This window comes from Hymenobacter endophyticus (assembly GCF_032464715.1).
GTDB classification, from domain to species: Bacteria; Bacteroidota; Bacteroidia; order Cytophagales; family Hymenobacteraceae; genus Hymenobacter; species Hymenobacter endophyticus.
Map to the genome: position 1 here is coordinate 1 of NZ_JAWDJT010000012.1, position 12,086 is coordinate 12,086.

The following is a 12,086-nucleotide window of genomic DNA, read 5'->3' on the forward strand; positions in this document are numbered from 1 at the left end:
GGTGAATCTGTGGCGGATCGTGGACTGGCTAAATACCGTGCCGTTAGCCCAGACTCGTCAGGCTGCTTTTGAGCGATTGATGCCTCCGGCAATGACCTAAAACCAATTCGCCAACAGTATCCCAAAGGGCGGATTTACACGCTAAGCACTCCGGCGCACTTACCGAGCAGTTCATTCATTTTTTCAAGTTGAGGAACTGGTATTTCAGGAGGTTCTGGAGCATTATTTAACCGGTGTTTCACCGCTGCCGCTTTGTAAAGGACGAGTCTATTGCCAAAGCCCATTCTATCACCCAGACCTAGGCAACCGCTGGTGGCAGCTTCCAAGGGAACATAATTCTGTCCCAGACTTGCATAATTCGGAAACCAGCGCGGCAAGCAAATGGTCCTGCGCTGCACCTAAAATGCCTTACAACGCGAAGGAGGCCTATTTCGGCTGTGAGTCATCACCTCACCTAGAGCAATTAGGCCTGCCAAGCAGTGGCAGGGGACATGGCGCCTATTGGCATAAGCTTTAAATTTGTAGCCAGTTCATAGTCTTTCATGTTCCGCACGCTGCAGCCCTTCCATCGTTTATTGGCGACGACCTTTCTGGTCGTCTTCGTCAATATGTGGCTGGGGCATTGCGTATGCGCAGCCAACCTCTCGTCGCGAGCCGGAGCGGCCCACGCGACGGCTTCGAAGCCGATGGCCCCGGGCTGCCAGCAGCAACGCACGGCCACACTGGCCATCCACCAAGGCACCCCGGCGCACGACCAGCAGTTGTCGGCGGGCCATGACTGCTGCCAAGGCAAGTTGGTGGCTAAGCAGACCCTGCTGGCCGCCGCCGTGGAGAAGCAACTGCACAGCCCGGCCCCGGCCCTGTTACCCGAAGCTACGAGCTTCTTCTTCCAGCCCGCTGCCAGCCACTGGGACCCTACGGCTGCCGTCGTGCTGGTTTCCCGGCAGGTGCTGCCCCCTAAAATTCCAGACATCCGCATTTTCATCGGGTCGCTGACCATCTGATTGCTGCACCTGCACAGGCTCGCCCTGGCATAGCTCTGCTATGCCTCGGGGCGAGCCTGTGCATTGGCGTGTCCGCCCGGCAACACTGTCTTTTCCTCTCGGCCTTTCCCTCCGGCCAGGAACAGCTGCTGCCAGCCAGCGAGTACGCCCCCACCTGGGCCCCACCGCCGGCGTACGTCCCGGCCTGGGGTCAGCTGCTGGGCCTTGCAGGCAAGCAGCCCATCTTTCCTCACCGCAGACCCTCCCGATGAAAAGCATTATTGGCTTCTTACTAGCCACTGTCTCCCTATTAGCCCTAGCCTGCTCTCCCCAGCAGGATTCCGCCCAACAAGTGGCCACTTCCCCGGTCGTGGTAGCCGCCGATTCTGCGGCTCCTACTGCTGACCGTCCCAACGACCCGCCGCATACCGACCACGCGACCACCCCAGACACGCAGGCGCAGAAACCGGCCATGACCAGGAACGGCCTGGCCAAGGAGCTGGTGTGCATGGTCAACAACGCCTACATGGGCAAGAAACAGGTGCCGGTGACCTTTGAGGGCCGGCAGTACTACGGCTGCTGCCAGATGTGCGTGAAAAACATCAAAACGCAGCGCCAGGTGCGCGTCGCGCAAGACCCGTTGACTGGTAAAGAAGTCGATAAATCAGCTGCCTTCGTTGCCCTGGATGCCGCGCAGCAAAACGGCAGCGTCCTCTACTTCGAGTCCGAGGGTACCTACCAGCAATACCTGAAAAAGCGCACCCCCATTCAGTAGCGGCGTCTAATTTCCTTCCGCTGCCGGCCCTAGAGTCCGGCAGCCTACTACCGGAACTTCGGTTCCAACGGAACCCGCCGCCCTCACCTTTTTAACTTCCTAATCGATGCGAATACCACGTGTCATGCTATTGCTGTGCCTTGTGCTGACCAGTGCGGGCTATGCCCAAACCCTGAGTCTGCCGGAAGCAATCAGCAAAGCATCAGCCAACTACGGCTCCCTAAAAGCCAAAGAAAGCTACCGGCAGGCCGCGGAGGCCACCGTGCAGGAACGCAAGCGGGACTACCTGCCCGACCTGCGCCTATCCGCCCAGCAAGCCTACGGCACCGTCAACGGCCAGCATGGTCCGCTGTACGGCTTCGGGGGCCTGGGCGTCGCCTCTACGGCTTTGCCCTTGCCCCAGCAAGACTGGAACGCCGGCTTCGGGGCTCTGTACCTGGCCAACGTCAACTGGGACGTATTCACTTTTGGCCGGGTCCGCCAGCGAACCAAGGTGGCAGAATCAGAAGCGCTGCGGGCCCAGCACGAGCTGGAGCAGGCCCAGTTCGAGCACCAGGTCCGAGTTGCGGCCACCTACCTGAACCTGCTCACGGCCCAGCGCCTGCTCCGTACCCGCGAGGCGAATCTGGCGCGGGCCCGGGTGTTCAAAACCACCACCGTGGCCCGCACCAAAAGCGGCCTGGTGGCCGGCGTCGATTCTTCCCTGGCCGCGGCCGAAGTATCCAATGCCCGCACCGAGCTGCTGAAGACCCGGGACCTGGAGCTGGACAAATCCAAAGCCCTGGCCGTGCTGATGGGCGTCCCCTACGCGGCGTTTCAGCTGGACTCGGCTTTCATTACCCACACGCCCGCAGGTGCCGCCTCCCTTACCGCGGTGGACCCGGCGCATCCGGTCCTGCGGCAGCAACAGTCCCGCATCGCCAAAAGCGAGCAGGAAACGCAGCTCCAGCGCAAGCTGCCCCACCCGACGGTGTCCCTGTTCGGCGTGGTGCAGGGCCGGGGCTCGGGGTTCGAGGCCAACTACCCGCAGGACCAAACCGCGTTTTCCCGGGGGTATGCCGACGGGGTGGGCATCGGCCGGGTCAACTACCTGACGGGGTTGGGCATGAGCTGGAACCTCACCTCCTACGCCCGCAACAGCCCCAAGGTAAAGGCCCAGCAGCTGCAGACCCAGGGCCTGCAGCAGGAGATGGAGCTTACCCAGCAGGAGCTGCAGGCCCAGTCGGCGCTGGCCGATGCGCAGCTGGCCAACGCCGTGGCCAACCAGCAGGAAGCCGGCGTGCAGGTGAAAGCGGCGGCGGCGGCTTACCGCCAAAAAACGGCCTTGTACAAGAACGGCCTGACCACCATCGTCGACGTCACGCAGACGCTCTACACCCTGAGCCGGGCTGAATCCGAGCAGCAAATCGCCCACGCCAACGTGTGGCAGGCCCTGCTGCTGAAAGCGGCGGCCGTGGGCGACCTCTCCCTTTTGTTAAACCAGATTACCACTGCCCGCTAATGAACATGATTCAAAGCGCCTTACGCAAGCCCGTATCCGTCCTGGTGATGGTGATGGGATTGCTCTTCTTCGGGGTGCAGGCTACCCGCGAAGTGAAAATTGACCTGCTGCCGGAAATGAAGCTGCCGGTGGTCTACGTCGCCCACTCCTTTTACGGGTACACGCCCAAGCAGATGGAGTCGTACTTCACCAAGATGTACGTCAACATGCTCTTGTTCACCAACGGCATCAAGACCATCGAGTCCAAGAACTCGCAGGGGCTGACCCTGATGAAGGTGACCTTTCATGAGAACACCAACATGGCCTCGGCCATTGCCGAGATAAACGCCCTGTCCAACCGCTCGCAGGTGTTTCTGCCGCCCGGAACCCCGCCGCCCTTCATCATCCGCTTCGACGCCTCCTCGCAGCCGGTCGGCCAGCTGGTCTTCACCAGTCCGACCAAGAACAACAACCAGCTCCAGGACGTGGCCAACTTTGTGGCCCGGCCCTTCCTGATTTCCATTCCGGGCATCCAGACGGCCCCGCCGTTCGGGGGCAGCCCGCGCACGATTGAAATCAACATCGACCCCGAGCTGATTCGCGCCCACAACCTGACGCCGGACCAGATTGTCGAGGCCATCAGCAACAACAACATCACCGCCCCGGCCGGCAATGCCTCCATCGGCGACATCAACTACCTGACGCCGACCAACACCGTCCTCAAGACCCTGGACGAGTTCGGCGACATTCCCCTGTTCAAGGGCGGCGTGGACAACGTGTACCTGCGCGACGTGGCCACCGTGAAAGACGGCGCCGACGTCACCACGGGCTACGCCCTGATTAACGGCAAGCGGTCGGTGTACATCAACATCGCCAAGGCCGGGGATGCTTCCACCTGGGACGTGGTCAAAACGCTGAAGGAAAAGCTGCCTGCCATCCAGCAGAACCTGCCCGACGACGTCAAAATCTCCTATGAGTTTGACCAGTCGGTGTACGTCATCAACGCGGTAAAAAGCCTGGTGACCGAAGGGGCCCTGGGGGCCTTGCTGACGGGCCTCATGGTGCTCCTGTTTCTGGGCGACCGCCGCGCCGCGCTGATTGTCGTGCTGACCATTCCGATTTCCATTATATCCGGCGTGCTGCTGCTCAAGCTCTTCGGGCAGACCATCAACCTGATGACCCTGAGCGGCCTGGCGCTGGCCATCGGCGTGCTGGTGGACGAGAGCACGGTCACCATTGAAAACATCCACCGCCACCTGGCCATGGGCAAGCCCAAGGCCCTGGCCATTTGGGACGCCTGTCAGGAAATTGCCTTTCCCAAGCTGCTGATTCTGCTGGTGGTGCTGGCCGTGTTTGCCCCGGCCTTTATGATGAGCGGCATCCCCGGGGCGCTGTTCAAGCCCCTGGCGCTGGCCATCGGCTTTTCGATGATCGTCTCGTTTGTGCTCTCGCAGACCTTTGTGCCGGTAATGGCCAACTGGCTGCTCAAGGAAGAGCACCAGGCGGCCCCCGGCAAACGGTTTGAGCGGTTTCGCGCCGGCTTCAGCCGTTTGATACACCGCCTGATGCCGCAGCGCCGGCTGGTGGTTTCCGCCTACCTCGTCGCGGCCCTGGGAGTCGCCGGACTGCTCTTCGTCAACATCGGGCGGGACGTGCTGCCCACGGTGAACTCCAGCCAGTTCCAGGTTCGGCTGCGGGCCCCGGACGGCACCCGCATCGACCGAACGGAGGACAAAGTGAAAACGCTGCTGGCCCAGATTGAAAGCCTCGTGGGCAAGGAGCACGTGGCCATTTCGTCGGTGTTCATCGGCCAGCATCCGTCCACCTTCGCCGTCAGCCCCATCTACCTCTACAACGCCGGCCCGCACGAGGCCCTGCTGCAGGTGGCGCTGAAAAACTACGACGGGGACGTGGCCGCCCTCAAAGACCAGCTCCGGCAGCGGGTCCGGCAGGTGATGCCCGGCGTGAAGCTCTCCTTTGAGCCCATTGAGCTCATCGACAAGGTGCTGAGCCAGGGCTCGCCCACGCCCATCGAAGTGCGCCTCTCGGGCATGAACAAGATGCAGAACCTGCAGTACGCCAAGCAGCTGCTGGGCAAGCTCAAAAAGGTTGACTACCTGCGCGACCAGCAGATTGCCCAGTCGCAGAAGTACCCGGCCCTGAACATCGAAATCGACCGGCAGCGCGCCGCGCAGCTGGGGGTGGACGTGCGGGATATTTCCCGCTCGCTGATTGCTTCCACGGCCTCTTCGCGCTACACCAGCAAGAACATGTGGATAGACAACGGCATGATGGGCATTGCCTACGACGTGCAGGTGCAAACGCCGCTCAACAAGATGAACAGCCAGGCCGACCTGGCCAACATCCCGGTGCTGAAAAACGCCACCCGGCCGGTGCTCAGCGACGTGGCCACCATCACGGCGGATACCACTTACGGGGAAAGCGCCAACCTGGGCACCATGGGCTTTGTGACCGTGACGGCCAACCTCCACCGCCAGGACCTGGGCACCGCGACCAAAGACGTGCAGGCCGCCATTACCTCCCTGGGCGAACTGCCCAAGGGACTGACCGTCTCGCTGATTGGCACCGCGACGGTGCTGACGGAAACCGCCGACAGCCTGCAGAACGGGCTCCTGGTCGCCGTGGTGGTGGTTTTCCTGCTGCTGGCGGCCAACTTCCAGTCGGTGAAGGTGCCCCTGGTTATTCTGACCACGGTGCCCATCGTCATCGTGGGCGCGTTGGGCCTGCTGCTGGCCACCGGCTCGACCCTGAACCTGCAGTCCTACATGGGCCTCATCATGTCCATCGGGGTTTCGCTGGCCAATGCCCTGTTGCTGGTGAGCCACGCCGAAGGCGTGCGCAAAACCAACGGCGGGGACGCGGTGGCGGCCGCGCAGGAAGCCGTCGCGCTGCGCCTGCGGCCCATCATCATGACTTCGCTGGCTATGCTGGCGGGTATGCTGCCCATGGCCATCGGGCACGGCGAAGGCGGCGACCTGGTCGCTCCGCTGGGCCGGGCGGTGATTGGCGGGCTGCTGGCCAGCACCTTCGCCGTGCTGCTGCTGCTGCCCCTGGCCTTTGCCTGGGTGCAAGGCCGGTCGTCCATCGACTCCGTATCGCTGGACCCGCAGGACGCCGACAGCAAGCACTTCATTCCGGCACACGCCTAATCCTTACTTCCCCGAAATCACTTCCATGAAACCTCGTATTTTTTTAGTAACCAACATAATGACTGGTCTGGCTGTGGTAGCTGGGCTGAGCCAGTGCAGCCCGGCGGAAACGCCGGCAACTGCTGCTCCCGCTGCCCCAATGGCCATGCCCATGGCAACCATTTCGCTCGCCAAGGACCGGCTTCAGGACACGCTCTCGCTGCCGGGCGAGCTGCTGCCCTACCAGGAAGTGGACCTGTACGCCAAGGTCAGCAGCTTTGTCCAAGAGCTCAAAGTGGACGTGGGCTCCGAGGTGCAGGCCGGCCAGCTGCTGCTGGTGCTGGAGGCGCCGGAAATCAGCTCCCAGCGGGCGGCGGCCCGATCGCGGGTGCAGTCCCTGGAAGCCACGTACCTGGCCACCAAGGCCAGCTATGACCGCGTTCGGGAAGCCAGCCGCACGGAAGGCGCCATTGCGCCGGATGCGCTGGACCAGATTACGGCCCGCAAAAACGCCGACCTCGCGCAGCTGCAAGCCGCCAAAGCGGCCCTGCAGGAAGTGGGGGTAATGGAAAGCTACCTGGAGCTGCGGGCTCCCTTTAGCGGAGTCATCACGGCCCGCAACGTGGACAAGGGCGCCTACGTGGGCCCCGCCGGTAAGGGCTCCCAACTGCCGCTGCTCACGTTGCAGGAGCAGAAAAAGCTGCGGCTGGTCGTATCGGTTCCCGAAGCGCACCGCTCCTACCTGAACGCCCTGAGCACGGTGAGCTTCACGGTGCGCTCGCTGCCGCAGACCACCTTTACCGGTAAAATCATGCGGCAGGCCGGCGCCCTGGACCAGCGGCTGCGCTCGGAGCGCATCGAGCTCGACGTGCCCAACGCCGGCAAGCAGCTGCTGCCTCGCATGATTGCCGACATCCGTCTGCCGCTGGCGGCCAAAGACAGCACCTTTGTGGTGCCACTCACCGCGGTTACAGACTCGGATGAAGGCGTTTATGTTCTCAAGATGGGTACTAATGGCCCCGTAAAAGTGCCGGTCCGGAAAGGCCGTCAGCAAGGGGGGAAAGTGGAAATCTTTGGGCGCCTGGCGGTGGGAGATAAGCTACAGGCCAGGGCCATGCCGCCGATGAAAGGCGCTATGGGCGCCATGAAATAATGCCTAGCCGAGATTCCTTGCACCTTGAAACGAGTTCCTTACAACAGCTGGCCTTGGCGCCGGCTGTTGTAACTAACAAAAAGATACCAGTGCCAACTCATGAGACTCTTCCATTACCACTTGCGGGCGTCACTAGCCCTTTTTGGCGCTACAGTGCTTTTACTAGCCTCAGCCTGCAGCAACGACGGTGCCTCTTCGGAAGCCAGCTTGCCCAAAACCAGCATCGGCTCCATTTACGAGTCCGAGGCGTACAAACAGGCTTTACAAGCAGCCGACTCTGTTCAGGACAAGCCACTACCAGCCGCTTCGGCTGGTTTACTTTCCGGCAGAGATGTTCGACTTTCCCCCGTGCTGGACGAAGCTATGGTCGCGAAGGGTCAGCGGCTTTATGCCAGCAATTGCCAAGCCTGCCATAGCCTCGGTACTGATAAAACGGTAGGGCCGGGCTGGCAAGGCATCACCGTTCGACGCCAGCCCGAGTGGATTCTCAACATGATCCTGCATACGGATGCTATGCTCACCCACGACGCGACAGCCCGCAAGCTGTTGGCTGAGTATCAGGTCCGCATGCCCACGCAAACCATCTCCCAGGATGAAGCACGGCAGGTGCTTGAGTTTATGCGCACCCTGAAATAGCCCATTTGCCTTATCGCTGCTTCGCCTCTCCTTTGCCTGCTGGCGGGCGGAAGGGGCCCGAGCCTTGAATTTGCCCGGTAGTTACTCGTTTTGCACCATGGCGCTATGCCGATTAGCCAGTACATTGCCAGTCACCCAGCTTGGCCATGGCTGTGAAAAAGCGCCCTTATTCAACGGGAGCCCGCCGCGTTGTCTTGAGGCTTCTTGCTGCCTGTTACATCCCGACGGGCCCTTCGTCACTACCACAACCGGCCATATCTCGCCAAGCAGCGGAATACTGCTCAGCGGGGTGAAAATATCACCTGAAAACGCCTCTGCAATCCGCAAACTGAGGAATAACTGCTGAACCTATGAAAAACAGTAAAGTGGGCGTCGTGCAAGCGACCCCGGCCCTTTTTGACTTAGAAAGAAGTGTTGACCTAGTCATTCACTGGATTGAACGGGGTGCGGCTGCGGGGTGTGAACTGCTGCTCTTCCCCGAGTCTTTCATTCCCTGCTATCCGCGGGGCCTCACCTTCGAAGCCATTGTGGGACGCCGCACGGATAAAGGGCGCACGATGTGGCTGGACTACTGGGAAAACAGCTTAGAAGTCGGAGCCCCGGGCATGGTTCGCATTCAGCACGCGGTCCGGCAAGCGGGACTTTTCGTGGTCCTCGGCATCACGGAGAAAGAACCCCTCGGGGGCTCGCTACACTGCACGCTACTCTATTTTGGCCCTGACGGGTCGTTGCTAGGCAAGCACCGCAAGCTCAAGCCCACGGGACTGGAGCGCTACATTTGGGGCGAAAGTGACGGGCGCTCGCTCGTTACCTTGGCTACGAAGCTTGGCCGGATAGGCGGACTTATCTGCTGGGAAAACTATATGCCCCTGGCCCGCACGGCGCTCTACCAGAAGGGCGTGGACATTTATCTGGCCCCTACGGCGGATGCCCGCGATTCCTGGCAGGCTACGATGCAACACATTGCGCTGGAAGGCCGCTGCTTCGTGCTGGCCAGCAATCAGTTCGTGCGCAAAAGCGACTACCCGGAGCGCTACCAAACCGACTTACGGGACGAACCAGATATTATGAGCCGCGGGGGCAGCGTGATTATCTCCCCGATGGGTGAGGTCTTGGCGGGGCCTTTGTGGGATCAAGAGGGGCTGCTCATCGCGGACCTAGACGCGGCCATCCTGGCCAAAAGCAAGCTGGACTTTGATTGTGTGGGACACTACTCTCGGGACGATGTCTTTCAGCTAACAGTAATTAATCAGCCCGAAACACTGCCGGTACCGCTTTAAGCGAGTTTTTCTACCAGCAGTAAACCCCGGGTGGCTGGTGCAGACGCGACGCTACTACAGGAGCACCCTAGTCATGTTCCACACCAACGGAGTTCCAGCTATTTTTTACTTGACGTACAATACATGGCCGGGAGCCGTCAGTCTGGTTGCGTAGCGGCTGGCACCTGGCCGTGGCTTTTATCGCGCTCAAAGCTGTAATAGAGATAAAATAGCGCGGGCAATATCAACAGGCTGCCCAGGAGCAGCGCCTGCCCCAACGCCTCCACGGTGCGGGGTGGGGCCAACTCGTCCACCAGCGACAAATGGTGCCCGCCGCGCAGCATCAGGAAATTGGGGAAGTGCGCGTAACCCACCGCTAGCAGGATCATCGTCACCTGAAAGCCCGCCAAGATGCGCAGCATGGCCGTATTGCCCCGATCCAAGCGGAGCCACAGCAGCCCCAACGAGGCCGTTGCCAGGCCCAGGGCGGTGCGCCCTACGGCGTTGCCCAGTACCCAGTGGAGCAGCGGTAATTTCTCCATATATGCGGCCACAAACACCAGTGCTCCGGCCACCACGGCCACCACCGTCAGCAAGCGGGTTTTACGCACAAAGCGCTGCCGGTCCGGCGCAGTACGCGCTTCGCCGATGGTGTACACCGCCGCCAGGTAGCCGCACAGCGCCACCGTGAACACACCTACCGCCAGGGCAAAGGGGTGCAGCCAGCTGCCCACGTAGGCCGTCCAGAAGTCGGTGGCCAGCGGGTCGATGTACCCGGCCAGGGCACTGCCGGCAATAACGCCCAGAAAAAACGGGGTGATGGCACTGGAATACACGAAAATGCGGCTGTACACACCCTGCATCCGGTCGTGCACGGCATCGTAGTGCCGGAAGCCAAAGGCCGTACCCCGGGCAATGATGCCCAGCAGCAGGGCCAGCAGCGGCAGGTGCAGGTGCACCGACATGGTAGTATAAATTCTTGGAAAGCCCACGAATAGAATCACCACCGCGATAATGAGCCACATGTGATTGGCTTCCCAGATGGGTCCAATGGCGTGGTACACCGTCTCCCGGGTGACGCGGCGGTTTTTCTCTGAGGTGAACAGCTCTATGATGCCTCCCCCGAAATCAGCCCCGCCCAGCAGCAGGTACAACAGAATAGCTAGGAAAAGATAGGCAATGACGACGTAGGAGAGCAGCGGCATGGCAGTAGGGCGTTAGGCGTGGGCCGACGTGGGAGCTTCCACATCGTAGAGCTCGGGTACCATGCGAATCTGTCGGCTGAGTAAGAATACCACCATAAAGCTCAGGGAGACATACACGGCCGAGAAGATATAAAATGAGTACGCAATACCCGGCATGGGCGTCACGGCGTCCGCCGTGCGCATCACGCCGTTGATGATCCAGGGCTGGCGGCCCACCTCCGTCACCGTCCAGCCCGCTTCCACGGCCAGAAAACCGGCGGGGGTAGCCACCACAAAAAGTTGCAGCAGCCAGCGGCTCTGCAACCAAGCCTTTTTGCGCCAGCGGGCCAGCAGGTAGAGGACGCCAATGCCCATCATCAGGGTACCCAGGCCCACCATCAGCTGGAAAGCTAAATGGGGAATGAGCACGGGCGGCCGGTCGGCCACGGGCACCCGGTCTAGGCCCTGTACTTCCTGGGTGAAGTTGCCATGGGCCAGAAAGCTTAGCATCCCCGGGATTTTAATGGCGTAGTTCACGCGCTGCGTCTTTTCGTCGGGAATGCCCCCGAGCACGAGCGAGGCCGGCTTTTCAGTGTGGAACAAGGCTTCCATAGCTGCCAGCTTGGCGGGCTGGCGCCGGGCCACATCCTTGGCCGAGAAGTCGCCGCTCAGCGGCTGCACCAGCGCCGCCACGGTTCCAAACACGGCCGCAATGTGAAAGGCGCGGCGGTGAAATCCGACGTTCCTGCCCTTGAGCAGCATCAAAGCATGAATGCCCGCGACAGCAAAGCCGGTGGCCACAAAGGCGGCAATACTCATGTGCAGGGCCTGCGAGAACCAGGCCTCGTTGAACATGGCCTTAATGGGGTCGACGTTTAGGTACTGGCCATTCACGAAGTCGAACCCGGCCGGGCTGTTCATCCAGGCGTTGGCGGCTACCACCAAAATCCCCGACACCAGCCCGCTAATGCCCACCACGACCCCGGTAAACCAGTGAAACCAGGGGTGAAAGCGATCCCAGCCGTAAAGAAAGAACCCCAGGGCAATGGCTTCGATGAAGAACGCCGTGCCTTCCAGCGAAAAGGGCATCCCGAATATCGGGCCGGCGTGCTCCATGAACCCGGGCCAGAGCAGGCCCAGCTCAAAGGAGAGCATGGTACCTGACACGGCCCCCGTGACGAAGAAAATGGCTACGCCCTTGCTCCAGGTCTTGGTGATGTTACGATACGTTTCGTCACGCGTCGTCAGCCAGCGGAAATGCGCCACCGCCATGAAGAAGGGCATGACCATGCCAATGCAGGAGTAGATGATGTGAAAGCCGAGCGAGAGGGCCATCTGGGAGCGGGCCGCCAAAAAATCATCCATGGTACGACACTTTAAAGAGCAAAGGGGTCATGCACCTACCCGGCGAGGCCTAGGGCCCCACCGAGCATCATAGGCGAGAAGTTCAAGGCAATGAGGGCTATG

Annotated in this window: 9 protein-coding genes; 7 read left to right on the forward strand and 2 right to left on the reverse strand. The window is 61.1% G+C overall.

The genetic code is table 11. The annotated features are described in order from the left end of the window. Positions 1-575: 575 nt before the first annotated feature. The 7 genes from ROI90_RS16275 (at position 576) to ROI90_RS16305 (ending at position 9,456) form a co-directional block, all read left to right on the forward strand. Positions 576-1,004: a hypothetical protein gene (locus ROI90_RS16275; RefSeq protein WP_315999418.1), complete on the forward strand. Its 429-nt coding sequence runs from the start codon at positions 576-578 to the stop codon at positions 1,002-1,004. 247 nt (positions 1,005-1,251) lie between these two features. Beyond that, entirely contained in the window at positions 1,252-1,758 is a 507-nt protein-coding gene (locus ROI90_RS16280; protein ID WP_315999419.1) for a hypothetical protein, read from the forward strand. Positions 1,759-1,864: 106 nt separating this feature from the next. Beyond that, positions 1,865-3,259 (forward strand): TolC family protein, encoded by a 1,395-nt coding sequence (locus tag ROI90_RS16285; RefSeq protein WP_315999420.1) that lies wholly within the window; start codon positions 1,865-1,867, stop codon positions 3,257-3,259. Next, a complete protein-coding gene (locus ROI90_RS16290) occupies positions 3,259-6,408 on the forward strand; it encodes an efflux RND transporter permease subunit (RefSeq protein WP_315999421.1) in 3,150 nt (1,049 codons plus the stop codon). The genes ROI90_RS16285 and ROI90_RS16290 overlap by 1 nt, the downstream gene beginning before the upstream one ends. A gap of 58 nt (positions 6,409-6,466) precedes the next feature. Beyond that, a complete protein-coding gene (locus ROI90_RS16295) occupies positions 6,467-7,540 on the forward strand; it encodes an efflux RND transporter periplasmic adaptor subunit (RefSeq protein WP_315999422.1) in 1,074 nt (357 codons plus the stop codon). A 207-nt stretch (positions 7,541-7,747) separates the two neighbouring features. After that, a complete protein-coding gene (locus tag ROI90_RS16300; protein WP_315999423.1) occupies positions 7,748-8,176 on the forward strand; it encodes a c-type cytochrome in 429 nt (142 codons plus the stop codon). Positions 8,177-8,526: 350 nt separating this feature from the next. Further along, complete coding sequence (locus ROI90_RS16305) at positions 8,527-9,456, forward strand: carbon-nitrogen hydrolase family protein (RefSeq protein WP_315999424.1); 930 nt, start codon at positions 8,527-8,529, stop codon at positions 9,454-9,456. Positions 9,457-9,593: 137 nt separating this feature from the next. Here the strand turns inward: ROI90_RS16305 and ROI90_RS16310 are convergent, their stop codons facing one another. Both ROI90_RS16310 and ROI90_RS16315 read right to left on the reverse strand, forming a co-directional pair. After that, positions 9,594-10,640, reverse strand: a complete 1,047-nt coding sequence (locus ROI90_RS16310; RefSeq protein ID WP_315999425.1) for a cytochrome d ubiquinol oxidase subunit II — start codon at positions 10,638-10,640, stop codon at positions 9,594-9,596. Positions 10,641-10,652: 12 nt separating this feature from the next. After that, entirely contained in the window at positions 10,653-11,984 is a 1,332-nt protein-coding gene (locus ROI90_RS16315; protein WP_315999426.1) for a cytochrome ubiquinol oxidase subunit I, read from the reverse strand. Positions 11,985-12,086: the final 102 nt, after the last annotated feature.

Excerpts from the sequence above, each read along its gene's own strand:
- ROI90_RS16280 (WP_315999419.1), top strand. The coding sequence starts at position 1,252 with ATGAAAAGCATTATTGGCTTCTTACTAGCCACTGTCTCCCTATTAGCC.
- ROI90_RS16285 (WP_315999420.1), top strand. The coding sequence starts at position 1,865 with ATGCGAATACCACGTGTCATGCTATTGCTGTGCCTTGTGCTGACCAGT.
- ROI90_RS16290 (WP_315999421.1), top strand. The coding sequence starts at position 3,259 with ATGAACATGATTCAAAGCGCCTTACGCAAGCCCGTATCCGTCCTGGTG.
- ROI90_RS16295 (WP_315999422.1), top strand. The coding sequence starts at position 6,467 with ATGACTGGTCTGGCTGTGGTAGCTGGGCTGAGCCAGTGCAGCCCGGCG.
- ROI90_RS16305 (WP_315999424.1), top strand. The coding sequence starts at position 8,527 with ATGAAAAACAGTAAAGTGGGCGTCGTGCAAGCGACCCCGGCCCTTTTT.
- ROI90_RS16310 (WP_315999425.1), bottom strand. The coding sequence starts at position 10,640 with ATGCCGCTGCTCTCCTACGTCGTCATTGCCTATCTTTTCCTAGCTATT.
- ROI90_RS16315 (WP_315999426.1), bottom strand. The coding sequence starts at position 11,984 with ATGGATGATTTTTTGGCGGCCCGCTCCCAGATGGCCCTCTCGCTCGGC.